Genomic DNA, 21288 nt, shown 5'->3' on the forward strand with positions numbered 1-21288 from the left:
CAACCTCCACGGAAAACTTCTAATAGATCAAGTATGATGATCATTGACCATAAGCGAACGGTTTAATAATCCATATTTCCGATTAGCAGTTCAATAAATAAAAAAGACGACTGTTCGCTTCAAACAGTCGTCTCCCTATGTTTGGTTTTGCAGACTCCACAAGTGGCAGCGCACGGCATGGCCGTCGCCAACGGTTTCCCAGCCCGGCATTTCGGCCGCGCAGCGGTCAATGGCCTGCGTGCAGCGGGTACGGAACGGGCATCCTGTAATCTCCTCGGCAGGATCGGGCAAGTCTCCTTTTAGAATAATCGGTTCACGATGCGCTCTACCTTGTTCATTCGGGATGGACGACACAAGCGCCTGCGTGTAGGGGTGAAGCGGTCGTTCATACAGCTCGCGAACCTCCGCCAATTCAACGATTGTGCCCAAATACATGACGGCTACCCGGTCGCTTACATAGTGCACCACGTTTAAATCATGTGAAATGAACAGAAAGGTGAGAGACAAGTCGCGCTGCAGTTCCTTGAGCAAATTGAGAATTTGCGCTTGGACGGACACATCCAGCGCCGAAACCGGCTCATCAAGCACAACCAACTCCGGCTGCAGCATCAGCGCTCGAGCAATGCCTACACGCTGACGTTGGCCGCCGCTCAGCTCATGCGGATAACGCTTGCTGTAGACCGCGCCAAGCCCAATCCGCTCCAGCATTTCCATAACTGCCTGCCGCCGGCTTGCACGATCTCCCAACCGGTTGTAGTTCAGCGGCTCCTCCAGCAGGCGGCCAATTGTAAAACGCGGATTAAGCGAGGTATACGGGTCTTGAAACACGTATTGGATCTGCTGCCTCAATCGCCGGGATTCTGATCCGGTAGACTCGGTAATGTCTTTGCCCTTGTAATAAAGGGAGCCGCCGCTTGGCTCAAGCAAGCGCGCGCTCATCCTTCCTACGGTCGATTTGCCGCAGCCGCTTTCGCCCACCAGTCCAAGGGTTTCTCCTTTTTTCACTGCAAGCGAAACGCCACGGACGGCAAGCAAATCTCCGCGGCTTCCCCACGCCTTCGCCTTATAGGCCTTCTCCAGTCGCCTCAACTCCAGCAGCGGGACTTCCTCAGAGTGCGGATTATGCTCGGAGAATGGATATCCCCCTGACGGTGAAAATTTTTCTAATGACGGGTATGTCTCTGACGATGGAATCTTCTCGGACAGCGAGGCTTTCAGTGGCAATAGATCAGTATCAGACAACGGCGTGTTCGTTGGTATGTTCATTTTGTTCTCCAGCCCCCTTCTCAAGCAGGAAACAAGCCGCAGCATGCTGATCGTTGGAGCCATACGCCTCCGTTAACACAGGCTGCACCGCGAGGCAACGCGCCGTGACTGAACTGCAGCGTGAAGCAAAACGGCAGCCTTCGCCCCGCTCATGCAGCGCCGGCACTGTGCCCGGAATGGAATAAAGCGGCTTGCCCTTTTTGTCCGGCGAAGGAATGGAATGAAGCAGCCCGATCGTGTAGGGATGAAGAGGCCGCTCGAAAATATCGGCTGCTGTCCCCTGCTCCACCACTTGACCCGCATACATCACAACGATCCGGTCGCACATTCGGGACATCATGCCAAGATCATGCGAAATCAGCATAATGGCCGTTCCGTCCTCCTCGCGGATGCGGCGCATCAGCTCCAGAATTTGCGCCTGGATCGTTACATCAAGCGCAGTTGTTGGCTCATCCGCAATTAACAGGCCTGGTTGGCAAGCAATTGCCATAGCAATCATTACCCGCTGGCGCATGCCGCCAGACAACTGATAGGGGTATTCGTGCAGCAACCGCACAGGACGAGGCAAACCAACCTTGTGCAGCAGCTGCAGCGCACGCTCCTTGGCCTCCTTGCGGGAGCAGCCCAGATGAAGGCGAAGCCCTTCCATCATCTGATAACCTATCGTTAATCCGTGGTTGAGCGAGCTCATGGGGTCCTGAAAGATCATCGCGATTTCCTTGCCCCGCACCGCTTGCAGCTTGCGGTTGTTGAATTCATGCAGCGGAAGGGGCTGCCGCTCCAGCTGGCCACCCTGCCCGCTCTCCGCTCCCCTATACCACAGCTTGCCTGATGCAGCTCGCATTGACGATGGAAGCAGGCCCAGCACCGACAGCGACAAAATGCTTTTGCCACAGCCCGATTCACCGACGACACCCACAATTTCACCTTTCCCGATTTCCAGCGACACATTCTCCAGAACAGGTACCGTTTTGCCGCGGGATACCGCTAAATCGACGTTTAGTTTGTCAATCTGTAGCAAAGGCTGCTCCTGTTTTCTCCAGCTTGGATGGTCATGGCGTTCCGTATTAGAGTCTCGTATATCAACCATTTGCTTGCTACGGCCAGAATGGCGGTCACGCCATTGTCCTTGCAACTCACCCAGTAGCTCCACTGTTGCTCCCCCCAATCTATCCCCTTTTGTCCCGAATATCGCGTATGCCGTCCCCAAGCAAATTAAAGCCAAGCACAGTTAATGTTATAACAACGCCAGGCGCCAGCGTGAACCAGGGAGCTTTGCCCAGATAGCTTTGCGACTCATTGAGCATTCTTCCCCAGCTTGGGTCCGGAGGCTGTACTCCTAACCCAAGATAACTAAGCGCTGCCTCAACCAGAATAGCCGTCGAGAAACTCAGGGCAGCTGTCGTCACGATAGAAGATGCGATATTAGGCAATATTTGTACAAAAATAAGGTTAAAATGTCCCGCTCCAACGCCGCGAGCCGCCTTCACATATTCCGCTTTCCGATGCTGCAGCACACCGCTGCGGATAACGCGGGCAAACGACGGCATGGAGAGAATCCCAATGGCCAAAATAGTCTGGAACATGCTGGGCTGATAAATCGTTGCAAGCAGCAGGGCGATCAAAATACCGGGGAAAGCCAATAAAGCATCGGTTCCTCGCATCAGCAGTTCATCGACCCATCGTCCCGCATAACCAGCCAGCGTTCCGACAATAAGGCCTCCGGTTAAACCGATTGCGACAGAGACTGCTCCGACCAGAAAAGCAGTTTGAGCGCCAACCATGACCCGACTAAGCACATCTCTGCCAAAATTATCGGTCCCCAGCCAATGGCTCATACTAGGGCCTTGCAGACGTTCAACAATCTTCATTGCATTAACCGGATGCGGCGTATAAAAAAGGCTGATCAGCATGATGAGCAGAAGTATGGCAATAAACGAAGCCCCCAACGTCAGGTTGATACTGTACTTTTTTTTCATTTAAGTCAGCCTCTACTTTAAAGAAATTTGCGGGTCCAGCCAGCGATACGACAAGTCCACCAGAAAATTGATCGTAATGACGGTAAAAGCGATGATCAGCACCAGCCCCTGCACCAGCGGATAATCGCGGTTGCCGATAGCGGTAATGAGAAGGCTGCCGAACCCTGGCAGCGTAAAAACCTGTTCGATTACCAGGCTGCCGGCAAGCATTTCGCCAAATTGAATGCCGATAATCGTAATGACCGGAAGCAAGGCATTTTTTAATACATGACGGTAATGAATTCTTTTCTCTGCCAAACCTTTGCTTCTTGCGGTGCGAACGTAATCAAGGCTTATCTGTTCCAGCATGGTCGTTCGCAGATAACGAACAACAATCGCTATCTGCGGAAGCGCAAGCGCCGTCGCGGGCAATATCAGGGAACGAAACGTCAGCCAAGGATTCTCCGACCATCCCGTAAACGTACTGACTGACACCCATTTGAGCGCCAGCCCAAAAATGGATATGAGAATGATGCCCATCCAGAAGGAAGGAATGGCAAGACCCAATTGCGTACCGATCGACACGATCAGATCCATCGTCTTCCCTCTGGCTCTCGCAGCCAGAATGCCCAAAGGAATTGCCCCCACTATAGTGATGACCATCGCCAGTACCGCCAAAGAAAGTGTCACCGGCAGCCGATCTCCAATCAGCGAAATGACGGGCTCCGAGAAACGCAGCGATTCTCCAAAATCAAGCACCGCAATTCCCCTCAGCCAGCCAAGGAACTGATCGCCCAGCGGCCGGTCGGTCCCCAGCTTTTCCTCCAGCATGCGAATTTGCTCATCCGAAGCTTCCACGCCTAGAATGGTTAATGCCGGATTGCCGGGAATGACGCGGAAAACCGAAAAGGTCAGCAAGACAACAAACAGCATCGTTAGCAGCAGTGAAACCGACCGTCTCGCAGCGTAACTCATGTCAGAACGTACACCTCCTGCCGCCTTCTACTCTGTGAAGTAGACGCTGGACAGGTCCTGTACATAAAGAGGATATTGCTTGTAACCCGCCAGCTTTTTGTTCAAAGCGACATTTGTATTGGGATCCATAATATAAATCGCAGCCGCGTCGTCGGCCAGAATGGTTTGGGCTTTTTTGTACAGCTCCACCCGCTTGGCGTCATCCACTTCGGTTACCGCCGCTTTCAGCGTGGCGTTAAAATCCGGGCTATTGTAATTAAAGAAATTATTACTGGCATCGGAAATATATTTGTTCAATATTTGATAGGGGTCCAGCTTGCCGTCCAGGCCGATAATCGTCAGCTCATAGTCGCGGCCCTTATAAATGCGCTCAAGCCATACTGCCCATTCCACCGGCTCGATCTTCAGTTTGACGCCGATTTGCTCCAGCTGCGCCGCTACGACCTGGGCCGTGTCGACATGGAATTGGTAATTGGACGGAACCGAAAGCTTAGCTTCAAATCCGTCGGGATAACCCGCTTCGACCAGCAGAGCTTTTGCTTTCTCCAGGTCGGTTGCATAAGAATTCTCCAGACCTTCCTGAAAATATTTCGCCAAAACCGGACTTATATTGGATCCCAGCTTAGTTCCGTATCCAAGGGCAACACCTTCAATAATCTCATCCTTATTGACCGCGTAATTCAACGCCTGGCGCACCTTGATATTGTCAAACGGCGCTTTATTATGGTTCAAAACCACTAGCTGCACCAGGTTTTGCGGCGCGCTCAGTGCCGTATATTCATCGCCAAGCTCAACAAGGCGTTCCGTGCTGATCCGGGGATAAATATCAACCTCGCCGGACTTCAAGGCAAGAAGCCCAGACTCCGCATCCGTAATGATCCGGAATTCCACCTTATTCAGAGACGGCACATCCTTAATATAATAGTCCGCGAATTTTTCAACGACCAGCCGCTGGCCTGGAACATATTCCTTGAATTTAAAAGGACCCGTGCCGACAGGCTGCTTGTTGCTGTCCTCATAACCGCTAGGAATCACGGCGGCCGTCAATGCCGTCAGGAATGAAGAATTATTTTGCTTCAGCCGGATTTCAATGGTTGACTCATCCTTGGCTTCAACAGCTTCCACGCCTTCGAATGCCGACTGCAGCGGTTTGCCAGTATCCAGTCCCGCCAGGCGCGAATAGGAAAATACGACATCTTCCGCCGTCACCGGCTGGCCGTTATGGAACTTAACCCCGCTTCGCAGCTTGAACGTATAGTTCAGGCCATCCTCCGACACCTCATAGGACTCCGCAATCGCCGGGTACAGCTCGCCCTTTTCATCGGGCTTTACCAATCCTTCAAACACATTGAACAGCACCTCGTTAGTCCCGGCGGCTACAGCCAGATGGGGATCGAGATAATCCAGATCCTGCAAAATAACGACCACCACATCGCCGCCTGCCACTTTGGCTCCCGTAGGCTGGGAAGGCTTGATTTCCGGAGCGGAAGTAGCAGTCGCCTGCGCATTCTCCGTCTTGCCGGCGTTCGCCCCTCCTTGCGTGCCGCCGTTTGCAGGGGCGGCATTATTGCTGCCGCAAGCCGACAGAAGGACCAACAGCAGAATCAGCGCCGATAGAGTAATTACATGCCTTGATTTTTTTAAATGATTCATTCTTAAACTCCCTCTCCTATATGTTATGAGATGATTTTGGATGGTACGGTTAGTAATTGCGGCAGCTCCTGAATCGAGGAAATCAGCCCGATTTCCGGCAACTCCTGTATGCCAAGACGGCCAAATCGGTTGATCAGGAAGCTTTGCATCCCCGCCCGTTCGCTGCCGATGACATCATCGTAGTAATTATCGCCGACATACAGACTTTCGCCGGGTTCAACACCAGCCCGCTCCAGCGCGATTTTAAAAATCGCGGGATCGGGTTTCTCGACCCCCTCTTCGGAGGAAATAACTACCTGGTGGAACAGCGGAAGCAGCCCTGTGTTTTGCAGCACCTGCCTTGCAGTGTGATCCCAGTTGCTGATCAGTCCCAGCTTAAATGACGATGCCCTAAGCTTCTTTAGCGTTTCAACCGCAAACGGGAATGCCCGCCAGAAGGTGCCCTGCGCCTGTTGCAGCTCAGCAAGCCTGCGATTCTGCTGATTCAAATCAAATTGCAGGCCAAGCGTGTGATTGAGAACGCCCAGGTACCATGGAAAAAAGCATGCCCGATCCTTGCCTAACACGCCGGGATAGACGCGCATAAAATATTTGTCCGTCAAATGGTAGGCTTCTTCAATCCGCCGGAGCGGCACCCTCTTTCCCTGCTCCTCCAGGTAACGCGCATAGATTGACTCCCTCTCCTGATAAAGGAGGGTATAGCCCAAATCAAACCAGATGTAAGCAATGCTCAAGCGCTCTCCCCCTTCCGATCCTCTTGAATGACAGGCAGCCAAAGCGCCGAAGGATACCTTTCGTCATGGTATATGCATTGGGTCGCGGTAACAAAATCAGCCTCCGTCACGTTGGCTGGTTCAAGCAGCCGGTTAGGGTGACGGTCAAAAGTGGGGAATAGAGAACTGGTTACATGCAGACGGATACGATGGCCCGGCTGAAACGCGATGGCTGTTGGGCCAAGGGAAATACGATAACGAACGACTTCGCCAGGCACAACCTCCACCCGTTTGGATAGGCCATGCCGGTAACTGGCGCGGATAATGCCTTCCGCGACATTGTAAGATCGGCCATCAGGATAGACATCTATCAGTCTCGCGACAAAATCCGTATCTTCGGCTGTCGTTGCGGCGTATAGCTCCACCATTGCCTCACCTGTTACAATGACTTCCCGCAGCAGCGGTTCAGTGGAATAAACCAACACATCATTGCGAATTTCAACCGGAATCTGATTCCTCGGCCCCATTGGCGTCAGGTCCGGCACCGCACCCGATCGGCCGCCAAGAGCCGGCACCGGTATCGACGGATGATAGACATACGTGTCGGGATATTCCGCGCCGGGAGAAACGGTATCCAGCGTACCGTCACCGCTGATCGAATTTGCTTTGGAAATGCTGTGCAGGTAATAAGGCGTATGTACAGTCTCCGGCAGCGGCCACTGCTCCGCTTCATGCCAGCTATTGCTGCCCATCCGGAAATAGGTCACCGGAGCCAGCTTATTCAGAGGCTCTTTGTTTTTGAGCCAGCGGTCAAACCAGGCCAATTGCAGTTCGTCGATGCCGTTTGCCGCTCCCGGCCCAAAGTCCAGCTCCCCCACATAGCGCGACCACGGCATATGGAACCAAGGCTCGATAAACAAATATTGATTATCTCGCGCCAACCCGTTTGCTCCTCGTGCGCGTACCTCTTGGAAGTTTTCTATCGTGCCGTCGATAAAAATGTCGTACCAGCCGCCAATATGCAAGGCCGGCACCTCGATGGACTCATGCTGATGGAGCAGCGAAGCAGATTGCCAAAATTCATCTCGCAGCGGATGATTGAGCCAATCCAGATAATAAGGCGCTAATTCCTTTACCGGGTCGGGGGGATCAGACAACGGAAGCCTTTTGTAGAAGAGCTGAATATTGCCGTAAAGCGCAGTCAGCTCCTGTACCCAATCACTTCTGCCTTGCCTGAGGGCGGTATCTCCCGCCACAAACAGTACCCAGGATTGCTGCATCGCCAGATTAAGCGCCCCATTGCGATAGGCTTTGCCCTGATAGGAGTCGGCGCCAATCATCGCTGGAGTAATACAGGCCAAGGCAGGCGGCCGCCCGCTAGCCGCCAGCCATTGTATCGCGGCTGCATAAGAAAATCCGTACAAGCCGACCTTCGGAACCGCGTAAGGAAGACACGCGGCCCATTGGATGGTATCGTAGCTGTCTTCGGCTTCATGGATATAGGGAGCAAACTGTCCCTCCGACGTCCATCTGCCTCGCGTATCCTGCACGATAACCACATATCCATGCCGGGCATACCAGCTTGGATGGGCATAATTCATCGTTTGAGCATCTTCTTTGTTGTAAGGGGTTCGAAGCAGCAGCACCGGATATGGCGTATCCCCCTTGGGACGGTAGATATCCGCATACAGCTTTACTCCGTCGCGCATGGTTGCAGGCACGTTGCGTTCAATGCGGATTGAATGTCTGATTGTCACGTGGATCATTCACCTTTCTGGCTGTAAAAATGAAAAAAGATGTCTCGCCGAAAGCAATGCAATTCGGCAGAAGACATCTCCAGTTGACTGGTCAATTATATAATTCCGATAATTGTCATCGGGTTTATCAGGTATCGTAGCGCAAATTTCCCAGTTCGTCAACCTATTTTTCACAGAATGAACACATCCCTTCATGAAATGGACAACAATTCAATTGTTGACAAGGAATAGATCTCCCCTTACTATTTCAATCATAAACCATACACCATTATTCATATTGGAATTATTATTTTCAATTCATAGCCCTTATTTTATGATTGTAAAGGAGTGACACTATGACTTCCGGAAGACAAATTAAATTATCCGCGTATCTTGTCGGCACCGGCATGCATGCCTCCTCTTGGCGGCTGCCGGACGCAAGCCCCGGGGCAAGCATCGACATTGACTATTACCGCACGCTCGCCCAGACGGCGGAACGCGGCAAGTTCGACATGGTTTTTCTGGCAGACAGCTTGGCAATTAACGAGGAATCCCACCCCAATATTTTAAACCGCTTTGAGCCAATCACCCTCATCTCGGCGCTGGCTGGAGCCACTTCGAGAATCGGTCTTGTGGCAACCGCATCCACCTCCTATGTCGAACCCTTTAATCTTGCGCGCCAGTTTCTATCGGCGGATCAGATCAGCAAAGGCAGGGTCGGCTGGAATATTGTGACGACTCGCGATTTGTCCGGCAATACGGCGCGCAATTTTGGCGCGGAAGAGCATTATGGACTGGAACAACGTTATTTGCGGGCAACTGAATTTGTTGATGTCGTACGCGGTTTGTGGGATTCATGGGAGGATGATGCTTTTGTATTCGATAAGGCATCCGGGGTTTACTTTGATCCTTCCAAGCTGCATCGTCTGAGCCATAAAGGAGCATTTTTTTCGGTAGAAGGCCCGCTGAATATTGCACGTTCACCTCAGGGACAACCTGTCCTGGTGCAAGCAGGCAATTCAGAGGCAGGCCAACAATTTTCTGCCCGGGTAGGCGAAATTGTTTTTTCGATCAAATATAACTTTGTGGATGCAAGAGAGTATTACAGGGATTACAAACAAAAAATTGCAGAAGCAGGACGAAACCCCGATGATGTGTTTATTTTGTTAGGCATCTCGCCGATTATCGCCGCCACTGAGGAAGATGCGCGCAAGAAACGCAGCCAGTTTGAGGAGCTGCTAAGCGAAGAAACCATTATCGGCTTTTTGGCAGATTATTTCAAAGAGATTGATTTCAGCATCTTTACTACAAAAACAACCGCAAGGGAAGCCGGACTGGATACTTTGCAGGCTATCAATCCGGACTATGTCAAACATCAGCCCGTCATTGCCCGCGAGAATCCTACGTTGCGCGAAATTTATTCCCTTATTATCGGCTCGTTCACCGGCGATCATCTGGTCGGCACGCCAAGCAAGATTGCGGATACGCTGGAGAAATGGTTCCTCGAAGGCGCTGCGGACGGCTTTATGCTGATGGCTCCTTCGCTGCCGCAGGGACTGGAGGAATTTGTAAACGAAGTCGTACCGATACTTCAGGAACGAGGCTTGTTCCGGAGCGATTATACGGGGAGCACGCTGCGGGAGCATTTTGGCCTGCCAGTGCCTCCAAACCGCTATACACAGCGCCGCCAGAATCATCTTGGTATAACAAACCTGCCATGACAACCCAAAAGGGGCTGTCCAAAAAGTCAAACGCTCTAACGGACACGGATGTCCATTAGCGTTTTTAATTGAATCAGATACGCGGATCGGCTTTTTGGACAGCCCCAAGCTTGTTATTGGTTGAGAAAAGGGCCGCGCATGATGAAATAGCGCTTACCCCCGCATCTTCTATAGCGCAGCTGTCGGCTTTGCGTGTACTTCCGCATTCACTACTGCGTCTGTTTCTGCTTCCGCTCCTAATTCCACTCTGTCAGCAACCTTTCGAAGCGCCTCCTCCAAATCCTGTATAAGGTCATCCGGATCTTCAATGCCGATCGATACCCGGATTAAATCGGGCGTTATGCCTCCGGCAAGCTGTTGCTCAGCCGTTAATTGCGCATGAGTGGTGCTGGCAGGATGGATAACCAAAGATTTGGCATCCGCCACATTAACGAGATGCGAAAACAACTCCAGACTGTCGATAAAAGCGGTGACCGCTTCCGGACCGCCTTTTAATCCAAACGTAAAGATGGACCCTGCCCCTTTCGGAAAATACTTTTGAGCGAGCGCATAATAGGGACTGTTCGGCAAGGAGGGGTAGCTTACCCAAGCAACTGCCGGGTTTTCGTTTAAATATTCCACGACTCGGCGTGTATTGGAGAGATGTTTCTCCACCCGTAGCGACAATGTTTCTATCCCCTGCAGCAGCAGAAATGAATTAAACGGACTGATTGCGGCGCCCAAATCTCGCAAATATTGAAGTCTCAGCTTTGTTATATAGGCAGTGTTCCCAAAGCTATCCACATAGGTGATTCCGTTATAACTGTGATCGGGCTCTGACAATCCCGGGAATTTGCCGTTATTCCAATTGAACTTGCCGCCGTCAATGATTAATCCGCCGATTGTGGTACCGTGCCCGCCAATATACTTGGTCGCGGAATGTACAACGATATCCGCTCCATGCTCTATGGGGCGAATCAGATATGGCGTGCCAAACGTATTGTCCACGATCAGCGGAATGCCGTGCTCATGAGCAATCTCGGCAATGGCCTCTATATCGGGAACATTCAGGCCCGGATTTCCAATCGACTCGATTAAAACTGCTTTTGTCCGATCGGTAATGGCTCCCCGGAAGTTTTCCGGATAATCCGGATTAACAAATGTGGTATGAATGCCAAGCTTAGGCAGCGTAACAGCCAGCAAATTGTAGGTACCGCCATAAAGCGTGCTTGCCGCTACGATCTCATCGCCTGCTCCGGCGATATTAAAGATACTGTACGAAACGGCCGTTGAACCGGAAGCGACCGCCAGCGCCCCTGATCCTCCTTCAAGCGCGGCGATCCGTAGCTCCAGCACCTCGTTGGTTGGATTGCTGATGCGCGTATACGTATTGCCTGCTTCCTCAAAGTTAAGCAGCGCCCTGGCATGCTCCGTATTTTTAAAAACAAACGACGTGCTTTGATAAATCGGCACCGCTCTTGCCCCCGTCACCGGATCGGGCTGTTGTCCGGCATGCACCTGCAGTGTATCGAATCTCCATTTTCTTTCCCGCTTTTGTTCATCGGCCATGCGGTTTCTCCCTTCTATTTCTGTGGCAATAAAAAAAGAGACCGGAGGGCATGCTTTCGCAGCATACGCCCTCTAGTCTCCAGATAACTGGTCAACGATGACAACTATTATATCATACTATTCCAACCAACTTAGTATATATTGTACTTCCAACATAGAATGCTGTCAACGCGCAATTAAACGCGCGCCAGCGAATAGTAGCGATTCATATTATTCTTAAAGATTACAGTAATACCGATCATTCTGACTCATCTTTATCAAAAATTCCTTTAAGGATGGTGCAATTTGTTTGTCATAGTAGTAGATTGGATTTTCAATGCCGTCATTTAAATCAATGGATATCAAAGCGGATTCACTACACTCAAAAAAAATGAGTTTTCCATCCTCATAGTCGTCGTATATTTCAATATCCGGGTAACATTCATAGTCTGCTTCTCTTTTTCGAAAATCGCATACAGATTCCGGGTCCATAATTCGATTAATCGAATACTCCGACCCCTTAATAAACCCATATCCGACTTCCAAATAAAACGACTTTAACTCATGAGGTATTTTAAATCCCAATGAACTTTCTACTTCACATATTTCATTTGAAGTCACTTCATAAAAGTCATTGTCTTCATTTTTTGCAATTAAGCTATAGCTAGTCATTGTTACCTCCAATGCATACTTGCCACGAATTCATCATGCCTCCAAATTATTGGTCCGGATCGGCGAAATAAGCTGCCAGAAAAACGACCGGCGCATTGTAATCAATAGCGTATTCGTTGCTGGAGTAGGAGCCTAACACATCCAGATAGGCTTTGGCGGGAGACAATTTATCCTTGACCGCGTCCAGGTCGGGATCTCCCCCGTCGCGGTTGGGCCCTCCGACCACCAATCCCGGGAACAATACGCCCGATGCATCGCTGGTACGATGATGAGGATTCTCGGGATATTTTGTGCCTATTGCCGTAACATAGCTGTATCCGGTTGCGGTTCTGCCAAATACGTAATGCAATTGCTCCAGAGCAACCTGCTCATAGGCTGGTGAAGGCTTAAGCTCATTAGCAAGCAAAAGCAATGAACCGTATGCCGCGGCGAGTTTGGCTGATGCCCAGTGGTAATCTTGGAGCCTAAGCGCGGTCAAATAGCCGTCGGCAGCGGAGCGCTGCACAATAGAGTCGGCGCTTCTTGCAAAAGCGTCAACAATTGCCCCTTTGCGCACTGAGTCTGCACCTTCCGCATGATAATACGCCCATTGCCCAAGAATGCCAGAGTCCATCCAGGTGACAGGCTGCGCATTTTTCCCAAGCAAATCCTCATAGGTCTCCGCTTGTTCCCCGTATGCCGCGCTTCCCGTCGTCCGGAACAACTCGGCAGCCGCCCATAGCCGCTCTTCCCTGTCGGAGTTTTTGCCATACCCGCCGGAGCCGTTATCCTGGCCCTCATCCTGACGGAAACTGAAGGAAGGATTGGCGTCGAGATAACGCTGAGAACGTTCGGCAGCATCCAGCAGAATTGCAGCAAACTCCTGATCATAAGGCTCATAAATACGCGCCGCCAGTGCGGTCGCCCCAACGAACTGCGCAGTGCTGAATGTGGACAAACCATAGATATAGCGGGTTTGCGTATCATCCTGCGGCATAATAAAACCGGGCCATGCCGCACCGCTCATTTTGTGAAAGACGGCCCCGTCCTCCCGCTGCATTTTCAGCATCCAATCCAGCTCGATACGCACCTCCGCCAGTACATCAGGAAGCCCCTGCTGCGCCGATTCCAGGCCCGGCGGAAAACTCATTTGCCCTTCGGGAAATGCTCCGGGGTTAAGCTCGAAGGCCAGCAATAGCTGCGCTACGCTTACAGCAGCCGGGGATATGTATTTCCCGAAATCACCCGCATCGTACCAGCCTCCGGAAGCATCTATGATGTCGCCTTGCCTGGAGATGCCGTCGCTAAAGGAAATCACAGATTGTCGATCCTGCGAATGACCTGCAGGAACCTTGACGCCAGAGATGTTATCTTCAATATCCACTCCTACTCGCTGCAGCGTGTAAGAGCGGAGAAGCATCGTTAATTCTTTACCATACAGTCCTTCACCGATTTCAAAAGGAAAAGAACGCCCCGCGCCCTCCACTGCCAGTTGGTAGACGCCCGGTTCGTTGAAATCCGAAAAATCGGCACGGCTTACCTTTTCGCCCGATGCGGCATCAAACACAGGCGCTGTCACAGTGCCGCTATAGACCGGCTCCCCGCTATCTGCCTTTATTAATTGAAAAGCAGCGTCGCCGGTATCCCATTCCTCTCCGGCAATGATTCCGATCTTGGCGGCTCCCACGGGATAGCCAACCTGGTTTACTTTGACTGCTTCGCCTTCCCCATAACCGCCGTCAGAAACAATCGTTGGTTGAACAGCGGCGCCGCTTCCAGTTTCATCGCCATCCCTTGACTGCCCCTCTGACGTTATCTCCTCTGCGACAATGCCATTTTCTTTTTCCTGATCAAGGCCTCGTTCCATATTATCTGCTCCTCCTTTGAATAGCAGGAGCAATGTAACCGCGGCCAGAATAAGCGCGATCCCTCCTGCAATTGCGGCGATCCGGCGCCGCTTGCCCGACATCACCCGCTACTCTCCCAAAATATCTTCTATTGCGGATAGGTGTTCAGCCGAAAGGCTGATTTCGCTTGCGCCGACATTTTCGGCAATTTGCTCCGGACGGCTGGCACCAACAAGTGCGCTGGCGATATTGTCCAGCCTGAGCACCCATGCAAGGGCCAGCTGGCCCGTCGTACAGCCGATTTCCTCCGCAAGACCAGTCAACTTCTCCACACGCGACAAGTGCCAGTCGCTCAGAAGGGAAGTAATCCAGCGATTAGCCGTGGAATCCAGCGCGCGGCTGCCTTGCGGAGTGCCGTCCGCCCCGCGTTTGTATTTGCCGGTCAACACGCCTTGAGCCAGTGGAGAAAAAACGACCTGGCCGATGCCGTTTCGGCTGCACAGGGGCACGATCTCTTTTTCGATGCCGCGATTAAACATATGATATTGCGGCTGGTTGACGACAATACGGTCCAACAGGTATTTGTCGGCTACGCCAAGCGCCTCCTGAATTTGCGCAGCCGTCCATTCGCTGACCCCGACATAAAGCACCTTGCCCGCGCGGACAAGGTCTTCAAGGGTGCGAAGCGTTTCCTCTACCGGCGTTTCCGTATCGTAGCGATGGCAATAATAGAGGTCGACATAATCCAAGCCCAGCCGCTTGAGGCTTGCGTTCGCCTGCTCCATCACATGTTTGCGGGATAACCCGCGGTCGTTGACCCCTTCTCCCATCGGCCAAAATACTTTTGTCGCCAAAACATAAGATTCGCGGGGATATTGGCGCAGCGCTTCTCCCACCACTTCCTCCGCTTTGCCCTGCATGTACACATTGGCGGTATCAAAAAAATTGATGCCTAGCTCATAAGCCTGCTGAATCGTTCTCTCCGCTGTCGCATCGCTTACCGAGTTGCCGTAAGTCAGCCAGCTTCCCAAGCTGATTTCGCTGACCTTCAATCCCGTTTTTCCCAGTCTTCTGTACTTCAAAGAGATCTCCTCCTCAACCTGTTGAAGCATCGGCTGCTTCCTGTTTGCTAAGGCTTGCTCTCTGATTGGCGGTTTCGGCAACTCGCCGTGCTATAATGCTCGCTGACTGCCGTCGGCATTGATGAAAAATGCCCCTTCCGGCGGAATGACCTTGCGCTCGATCAAATCCAGAATGCTGCTTGCGGATTCCCCCGCATCGCCTGGCGCCGAGTCGCCGCCCATATCCGTCTTAATCCAGCCGGGATGAACGGCATAAACGGCATAGCCTTGAGGAGTGAACGACTTATGCAGCTGTGCCGTAAACATATTCAGCGCGCTTTTGGTAAGGGCATAGCCATAATCGCCGTCATAAGCTCCCACAAAACCTCCCGCTTCGGAGCTGATGTTGATGATTGCTTGTTGCTCGCCCTTGCGCAGCAGCGGCAAAAGGTATTTAACAACCGCAATCGGGCCGTACAAATTTACCCGAAACGATTGCTCAAGCTCCTCCAGATTCAATGATTCCAGCTTTTGTTCGCGGCCCAGCAGCACTGCCGCATTGTTGATGACGCCATCCAGCGATTCATTATGGCGGGCCAACTCTTCGGCGGCTTTCGCAACGGAGCCTTCGTCCTCCACATCCAGCGTCAGCAGCCGGATGGCATTTCCATGAACCACCTGAAGCTCTTTAAGCTTGCCGGCCGAAGCCGGATTACGCACGCCTGCCCAAACCGTATGTCCCCGTTCCGCCGCTTCGCGGGTCAAATGCAAGCCAAGCCCTCTGCCGGCTCCTGTAATCAATAGATTCATTCCCGTTTTCCTCCTTTTTTTGAACTTGCGCTACTTATCGTTTTCCAGCAGTTCAAGCATGACCTTAAGCGGTCCAAATGTATCCAGATAAGCGTAACGGCCGCCCGTATATTCTCCCTTTTGAACCAGCTTCATGCCGCCTTCCTCCACTGCAGCGATCCGCTCCTTCATCCCCTCTACTCCAAAAGCGATATGATGCACGCCTTCGCCATGCTGATCCAGATGCTGACGCCACGTGCTTGGATTATGATCGGGTTCAATCAACTCCAATTGCAGCGAGCCCATATCAAAAAACGCCAGCTTGGCCCGCGCTTCGGTAGACGCCCCCTGAAATTCCGTCTGAGCTTTGTCTACCGTATCGGTCCAGAACCACGCCGGCTTCTCCACTCCAAAAAATTGAGCGTAAGCCGCCGACACCGCTTCAATATCATGAACAACCATTCCGATTTGCGTAATCGTGTTGTTGCCTAATGTTCCGTTTCCTGTTGCCTTATTGCCCATATCTATTCCACTCCTCCATTGTCAGCGAATGTTTTATCCCCTGATATTTCAAAAAGAATGATACCCGGGACCAGTCTAGCTCCACAAACCTATTAAAGCGCTTCCATCAATAGAACAAACGCCCGGGAAAAGAAAAAAACGATTAACCCGTGTTCACGAGTTAATCGTAGCAATCGCCTATTGGATTGTCAACGTAGACAAATATGAATAATAGCGCTTACATTTAATTCTGATACCTCTATTTTTTCTCCTTTATTTTTCGACAACAAGCGCATTGCGCTGGGCAATCAGGCATAGCTCAGCCGCCTTGAAGGCATGCTCTTGAGTCATCGCATTTTCCGTGCCATACAAACAATCCAGAATCAGCTCTCCAAAATAAGGGAACCCGACCTTGCCGCCAACCTTCATATGAAACTCTCCTTCGCGGTTGACGAGATAGAGTTGATCGCCATCGGCTTCCCTGCCGATATCGATATATTTTCGCAGCTCGATGTAACCTTCCGTTCCCAAAATCGTTGTGCGCCCGTCGCCCCATGTGCCCAACCCGTCAGGCGTCAGCCAGTCCACGCGGAAATAACCTGTAGCCCCATTCTCTCCCACCAGCGTCATATCGCCAAAATCCTCGAGCTCAGGATAGTCTTTATTGGCGTAGTTGGCCACTTTGCTGTTTACGACCTTGCCATCCAGGTTCCCCGTAAAATAGAGAAATTGCTCCACCTGATGCGAACCGATATCGCAGAGAATTCCGCCGTATTTTTCTTTTTCAAAAAACCAGTCCGGGCGCGATGGCGCATTCAGCCGGTGCGGACCAAATCCGATGACCTGCACGACACGTCCGATTGCTCCTTGTTCAATAAGTTTTCCGGCGTGTACGGCGCTTTCCACATGCAGCCGCTCGCTGTAATAGACTGCGTATTTTTTGCCTGTTTCGCGCGCAGCCGTCCGCGCTTCCTCCAATTGCTCCAATGTAGTAAACGGCGTTTTGTCCGTAAAATAATGCTTCCCTCTCCGCATCACGCGTACGCCAAGCGGTCCGCGCAAATTGGCTACCGCCGCCGCTGCGATCATTGCCACTTCGGGGTCCGCCAACAGCTGCTCTTCACTTTCGGCGATTTCGACTCCGGGATATTTTTGCCGGAATGCTTCCGCTCTGGCGCGATCATTGTCAAATACCCATTTGAGCCTTGCGCCTGCCTCGATCAATCCATTACACATGCCGTAAATATGTCCATGATCCAAACTCATAGCGGCGAATACAAACTGTCCCGGCTCCACAACCGGCTTTACTTCTCCTGTTGGCGCGTAATTCATGCCGTCGCTTTTTGTCATAACAAAACACCATTCCCTTCATTTTTGCGGGAGTCCGCAATTTGCTTCTGCAAATACGAATAATAAAGCTCCTCGTCAATCGGAAGATCCACCCAGTCGTCCAGCCATGTGGAAAGCAGCATCGCATTGGACAACATCAGTCCCTTTATTCCATCTTCGCCGGGCGCAATCAGCGGTTCGTCAAACAGGATGCTGTTGACCCAGTTTTGCGTAATGCCCTTGTGATCGGGATTTTCACCTTGTATCGGAATGTCGCATTTCCAGCATTCCGGCTGGCCAAATCCGCCCGTAAAAGTGGCGTTAAACTCCCGCTCCGGCGTCCGAAGGCGCCAGAAGGTCAACTTGCCGTCTTCAATGACCACTTTGCCGCGATCTCCGCTAATCTCCAGACGATTCGTGCCCGGCGCTTCTCCGGTCGTTGTTACGAATACGCCCGTTGCGCCATTTTCATATTCCACAAAAGCCGTTACGTCATCCTCAACCTCAATATTGCGATGTTTGCCAAAATAGCAAAAAGCGCGTACGCGTTTCGGCATCATATTAATGGTCCACTGCCACAGGTCCAGCTGATGCGGGTCCTGATTCAGCAGCACGCCGCCGCCTTCTCCAGCCCACGTTGCCCTCCACGTGCCGGAATCGTAATACGATTGCGAGCGGTACCAATTGGTAATAATCCAGTTTGTTCGCCTGATTTCGCCAAGCTCTCCGCTATCCGTCAGGTCCTTCAGTTTTCGATACAGCGGATTGGTGCGCTGATTATACATCATGCTGAATTTGGCATTGCTGCGGGCAGCCGCATCATTCATTTCCCGCACTTGCTTTGTATAAACGCCAGCCGGTTTTTCGCAAAGCACATGCAGCCCTTTTTCAAAAGCGGCAATGGCCAGCTCGGGATGCGAATAATGCGGGGTCGCGATCAAAACTCCATCCACCAATCCCGATGCCATCAGTTCATAGGGATCGGAGAACAGGACAACATGTTCGCCAGCATTTTCCTTTGCCCATTCCAGTCCCGCAGGCGCGTAATCGCTTACAGCTGTCAGCCGAACATTGCTGACCTCGCCTCTTTTCAAATAGCCGATATGCCCTTTGCCCATGTTTCCCAGCCCGATAATGCCCAGCCTCACAGCCTCCATGCTTCAGCTCTCCCCTTTATTTTGCTTAATTGGAACTCGTATTGCTATCGTATCAAAACAGCTTTTGATCGGCTTCTACAGGGTTAATGGATTCTTCTATTTCATTTAACTCTGGTTGGTGTATAATTTGAATAGCACAGGAGGGTGATCTTATGGGCCTCATCTATTCAATCACAACGCCATACAGCATCGGCACTTCCGCTACCTATAATGCAGCCATTTCTTATCATGCCCATCTTCATTATGAAATCTATTATTTCCACCATGGCAAAGCCAATTATCTGATCAATGACCGCGTCTATGCGCTGGAGCCCGGCGATTTGCTGCTGATGCACGGAATGACGCTGCATAAAGCGCATGCCGATCCCAAAGTGGAGTACAAACGCACCATTATTCATTTTGACCCCCGCTATTTCAGTCAATTGATCCAGCCCGGATTTGCCGGAAACCTGCTGGAGCCTTTCCTCAAGCTGCGCAACATCCGCCTGCAGCTGAAAGGCGCTGATAAAGTAGAAATGGAACAAAACCTTGCAAGGCTGGAGACGTTATACAATCAGGGAACAACGTATGCCCATCAGCGCTTTCAGGCCGGATTGCTGGATCTGCTGCTGATCATCGGCGAGTTGTGCCAAAACCCGCTAAAGGATATGCCGACCTTCCCCTCTTCCAAAGAGCAGCATGCGCAGGCGGTTATAAGCATTCTGGAGTCGCGGTTTAAAGAGGATATCAGCTTGGAGGGGCTGCAGGAAAACTTGCATTTAAGCAAATATTATTTGGCCAAAACGTTTAAAGAAGTGACCGGCATGACCATCTTTCATTATTTGATGCATCGCCGGATCTACGAGGCCAAGCTGATGCTTATCCAGCAGGACGTCAGCATCACCGATATCGGCTATGAGATAGGGTTCAAACATCCCTCCCATTTCAGCCGCTCCTTCAAAAGCCATACGGGACTTACAGCGGAGCAATACCGCAAGCAGCATCAGTTAAATAATTGAGTGCCGAAAACGGCAAAAAAAACTCCCTGCGTACAGATCGGATATCTGTTTGCAGGGAGTTTCTTGATATGATTTATTTGTTGTCCGATTTAAGTCCTGTTGCAGGCGCTATTTAGGTTAGAAATTAACCTTGCAGCAGAAGCTGCTCAGGATCTTCCAGCAATTCCTTAACCGTTACCAGGAAACGAACCGCTTCGCTTCCGTCAACAATCCGATGGTCATAAGAGAGAGCGATATACATCATCGGCCGGTTCTCCATCCGCTCTTCGTCAATCGCGATTGGACGAAGCTGAATTTTGTGCATGCCCAGAATGCCTACCTGAGGCGTGTTCAAAATCGGCGTGGACAACAGGGAACCGAATACGCCGCCGTTTGTGATCGTAAAGCTGCCGCCTTGCAGATCGCTAAGCGCTAACGTATTGGCGCGAGCTTTCTTCGCAAGATCGCCGATGTTTTTTTCGATTTCGCCAAAGCTCAGGCGGTCCGCGTCACGGACAACGGGAACAACAAGCCCTTCCTTCGCCGATACCGCAATGCCGATATCATAAAACTTCTTAACGACAACATCGTCGCCGTCGATTTCCGCGTTAAGCAGAGGGAACGCCTTGAGGGCGCCAACAACAGCTTTTGTAAAGAAGGACATAAAGCCCAGGTTAACTTCGTTTTTCTCAAAAAAGGTTTGCTTGCGTCGTTTGCGCAAATCCAGTATCGCCGTCATGTCTACCTCGTTGAAGGTAGTCAGCATAGCAGCCGTACGTTGTGCTTCAACCAGGCGTTTGGCAATCGTAGCCCGACGGCGCGACATACGCTGGCGTTCAACCGGCTTGCCGGATTCAGCAGGCGCGATGGAAGCTGCCGGAGCGCTTGGAGCAGTCGCCGCAGGTGCGGACGCTGCTGGAGCAGCCGATTTGGTGCCATGTGAACGCACATCGTCGGGATAGATACGGCCAATGCCGTCTTTTCCTTGCACCTGGGTCAAATCGATGCCTTGCTCGCGAGCAAGCTTTCGTGCCGCAGGAGAAGCATTTACGCTTGCGGCATTGTTAGCAGAAGCTGCTGCAGGCGCTACAGCCGGTGCGGCGGACGAAGCCGGGGTTGAAGCCGCCGGAGCTGCAGTTTCGGCTGGCTGTGAAGCCGGCTCAGCCGCAGCCGCTGGCGCGGAAGCCTCCGAGGAAGCCCCGATTGTTCCGATAGATTCGCCTACCAAAACAACATCGCCGTCTTTTTTGGTAATGCCGGACACCGTACCGCTGCTGTCCGCGCTTATTTCAATATTGACTTTATCCGTTTCCAGCTCCAGGAGCACGTCGCCTTGATTGACGGTGTCGCCGTCCTTTACAAACCATTTTGAAATAGTGCCTTCCGAGATCGATTCTCCCAAATCAGGTACGATTATTTCTGCCATG

At 51.6% G+C, this 21288-nt stretch carries 18 protein-coding genes; 2 read left to right on the forward strand and 16 right to left on the reverse strand.

Going from position 1 to position 21288, the window contains the following annotated elements:
* Nucleotides 1-135: 135 nt before the first annotated feature.
* The 7 genes from ACX93W_RS09935 to ACX93W_RS09965 are packed head-to-tail and all read right to left on the reverse strand — an operon-like array spanning nt 136 to nt 8322.
* Nucleotides 136-1266 (reverse strand): ABC transporter ATP-binding protein, encoded by a 1131-nt coding sequence (locus ACX93W_RS09935; protein WP_459392211.1) that lies wholly within the window; start codon nt 1264-1266, stop codon nt 136-138.
* Nucleotides 1235-2419: an ABC transporter ATP-binding protein gene (locus tag ACX93W_RS09940; protein WP_459392212.1), complete on the reverse strand. Its 1185-nt coding sequence runs from the start codon at nt 2417-2419 to the stop codon at nt 1235-1237. Before ACX93W_RS09940 ends, ACX93W_RS09935 begins: the two co-directional genes overlap by 32 nt.
* A gap of 16 nt (nt 2420-2435) precedes the next feature.
* On the reverse strand, nt 2436-3245 hold the full coding sequence (locus ACX93W_RS09945; RefSeq protein ID WP_459392213.1) for an ABC transporter permease: 810 nt from the start codon (nt 3243-3245) through the stop codon (nt 2436-2438).
* 12 nt (nt 3246-3257) lie between these two features.
* Nucleotides 3258-4199, reverse strand: coding sequence for an ABC transporter permease (locus ACX93W_RS09950; protein WP_459392214.1), 942 nt, complete (start codon nt 4197-4199; stop codon nt 3258-3260).
* A gap of 27 nt (nt 4200-4226) precedes the next feature.
* The gene (locus tag ACX93W_RS09955) at nt 4227-5852 is read right to left on the reverse strand and encodes an ABC transporter substrate-binding protein (RefSeq protein WP_459392215.1); all 1626 of its coding nucleotides are present in this window, start codon (nt 5850-5852) and stop codon (nt 4227-4229) included.
* Nucleotides 5853-5875: 23 nt separating this feature from the next.
* Nucleotides 5876-6586 (reverse strand): HAD family hydrolase, encoded by a 711-nt coding sequence (locus ACX93W_RS09960; protein ID WP_459392216.1) that lies wholly within the window; start codon nt 6584-6586, stop codon nt 5876-5878.
* Complete coding sequence (locus tag ACX93W_RS09965; RefSeq protein ID WP_459392217.1) at nt 6583-8322, reverse strand: CocE/NonD family hydrolase; 1740 nt, start codon at nt 8320-8322, stop codon at nt 6583-6585. Before ACX93W_RS09965 ends, ACX93W_RS09960 begins: the two co-directional genes overlap by 4 nt.
* A gap of 335 nt (nt 8323-8657) precedes the next feature.
* Between ACX93W_RS09965 and ACX93W_RS09970 the strand changes: the two genes are divergently transcribed.
* Nucleotides 8658-10022: an LLM class flavin-dependent oxidoreductase gene (locus ACX93W_RS09970; protein WP_459392218.1), complete on the forward strand. Its 1365-nt coding sequence runs from the start codon at nt 8658-8660 to the stop codon at nt 10020-10022.
* Between the two features lie 168 nt (nt 10023-10190).
* Here the strand turns inward: ACX93W_RS09970 and ACX93W_RS09975 are convergent, their stop codons facing one another.
* From ACX93W_RS09975 to ACX93W_RS10010, 8 genes are all read right to left on the reverse strand, one after another.
* Nucleotides 10191-11570, reverse strand: coding sequence for an O-acetylhomoserine aminocarboxypropyltransferase/cysteine synthase family protein (locus ACX93W_RS09975; protein WP_459392219.1), 1380 nt, complete (start codon nt 11568-11570; stop codon nt 10191-10193).
* Nucleotides 11571-11786: 216 nt separating this feature from the next.
* Nucleotides 11787-12221, reverse strand: coding sequence for an SMI1/KNR4 family protein (locus ACX93W_RS09980; RefSeq protein ID WP_459392220.1), 435 nt, complete (start codon nt 12219-12221; stop codon nt 11787-11789).
* A gap of 46 nt (nt 12222-12267) precedes the next feature.
* Nucleotides 12268-14169, reverse strand: coding sequence for a glycoside hydrolase family 9 protein (locus tag ACX93W_RS09985; protein WP_459392221.1), 1902 nt, complete (start codon nt 14167-14169; stop codon nt 12268-12270).
* Nucleotides 14170-14175: 6 nt separating this feature from the next.
* A complete protein-coding gene (locus ACX93W_RS09990) occupies nt 14176-15129 on the reverse strand; it encodes an aldo/keto reductase family protein (protein WP_459392222.1) in 954 nt (317 codons plus the stop codon).
* Nucleotides 15130-15219: 90 nt separating this feature from the next.
* Nucleotides 15220-15918 carry an SDR family NAD(P)-dependent oxidoreductase gene (locus ACX93W_RS09995; RefSeq protein WP_459392223.1) on the reverse strand — a complete coding sequence of 233 codons (699 nt, stop codon included), beginning with the start codon at nt 15916-15918 and terminating at the stop codon, nt 15220-15222.
* A gap of 30 nt (nt 15919-15948) precedes the next feature.
* Nucleotides 15949-16419, reverse strand: coding sequence for a VOC family protein (locus tag ACX93W_RS10000; RefSeq protein WP_459392224.1), 471 nt, complete (start codon nt 16417-16419; stop codon nt 15949-15951).
* A gap of 252 nt (nt 16420-16671) precedes the next feature.
* Nucleotides 16672-17748 (reverse strand): Gfo/Idh/MocA family protein, encoded by a 1077-nt coding sequence (locus ACX93W_RS10005; protein WP_459392225.1) that lies wholly within the window; start codon nt 17746-17748, stop codon nt 16672-16674.
* Nucleotides 17745-18884: a Gfo/Idh/MocA family protein gene (locus ACX93W_RS10010; RefSeq protein WP_459392226.1), complete on the reverse strand. Its 1140-nt coding sequence runs from the start codon at nt 18882-18884 to the stop codon at nt 17745-17747. Before ACX93W_RS10010 ends, ACX93W_RS10005 begins: the two co-directional genes overlap by 4 nt.
* A gap of 152 nt (nt 18885-19036) precedes the next feature.
* Here ACX93W_RS10010 and ACX93W_RS10015 point away from each other — a divergent pair, with 152 nt between their 5' ends.
* Entirely contained in the window at nt 19037-19882 is an 846-nt protein-coding gene (locus tag ACX93W_RS10015; protein ID WP_459392227.1) for a helix-turn-helix transcriptional regulator, read from the forward strand.
* 124 nt (nt 19883-20006) lie between these two features.
* Here ACX93W_RS10015 and odhB read toward each other — a convergent pair whose 3' ends face one another.
* Nucleotides 20007-21287, reverse strand: a complete 1281-nt coding sequence (gene odhB, locus ACX93W_RS10020; protein WP_459392228.1) for a 2-oxoglutarate dehydrogenase complex dihydrolipoyllysine-residue succinyltransferase — start codon at nt 21285-21287, stop codon at nt 20007-20009.
* Nucleotide 21288: the final 1 nt, after the last annotated feature.

It is taken from the genome of Paenibacillus sp. CAU 1782 (assembly GCF_054551715.1).

Excerpts from the sequence above, each read along its gene's own strand:
- ACX93W_RS09935 (WP_459392211.1), bottom strand. The coding sequence starts at position 1,266 with ATGAACATACCAACGAACACGCCGTTGTCTGATACTGATCTATTGCCA.
- ACX93W_RS09945 (WP_459392213.1), bottom strand. The coding sequence starts at position 3,245 with ATGAAAAAAAAGTACAGTATCAACCTGACGTTGGGGGCTTCGTTTATT.
- ACX93W_RS09950 (WP_459392214.1), bottom strand. The coding sequence starts at position 4,199 with ATGAGTTACGCTGCGAGACGGTCGGTTTCACTGCTGCTAACGATGCTG.
- ACX93W_RS09955 (WP_459392215.1), bottom strand. The coding sequence starts at position 5,852 with ATGAATCATTTAAAAAAATCAAGGCATGTAATTACTCTATCGGCGCTG.
- ACX93W_RS09970 (WP_459392218.1), top strand. The coding sequence starts at position 8,658 with ATGACTTCCGGAAGACAAATTAAATTATCCGCGTATCTTGTCGGCACC.
- ACX93W_RS09975 (WP_459392219.1), bottom strand. The coding sequence starts at position 11,570 with ATGGCCGATGAACAAAAGCGGGAAAGAAAATGGAGATTCGATACACTG.
- ACX93W_RS09980 (WP_459392220.1), bottom strand. The coding sequence starts at position 12,221 with ATGACTAGCTATAGCTTAATTGCAAAAAATGAAGACAATGACTTTTAT.
- ACX93W_RS09985 (WP_459392221.1), bottom strand. The coding sequence starts at position 14,169 with ATGTCGGGCAAGCGGCGCCGGATCGCCGCAATTGCAGGAGGGATCGCG.
- ACX93W_RS09995 (WP_459392223.1), bottom strand. The coding sequence starts at position 15,918 with ATGAATCTATTGATTACAGGAGCCGGCAGAGGGCTTGGCTTGCATTTG.
- ACX93W_RS10000 (WP_459392224.1), bottom strand. The coding sequence starts at position 16,419 with ATGGGCAATAAGGCAACAGGAAACGGAACATTAGGCAACAACACGATT.
- ACX93W_RS10005 (WP_459392225.1), bottom strand. The coding sequence starts at position 17,748 with ATGACAAAAAGCGACGGCATGAATTACGCGCCAACAGGAGAAGTAAAG.
- ACX93W_RS10010 (WP_459392226.1), bottom strand. The coding sequence starts at position 18,884 with ATGGAGGCTGTGAGGCTGGGCATTATCGGGCTGGGAAACATGGGCAAA.
- ACX93W_RS10015 (WP_459392227.1), top strand. The coding sequence starts at position 19,037 with ATGGGCCTCATCTATTCAATCACAACGCCATACAGCATCGGCACTTCC.
- odhB (WP_459392228.1), bottom strand. The coding sequence starts at position 21,287 with ATGGCAGAAATAATCGTACCTGATTTGGGAGAATCGATCTCGGAAGGC.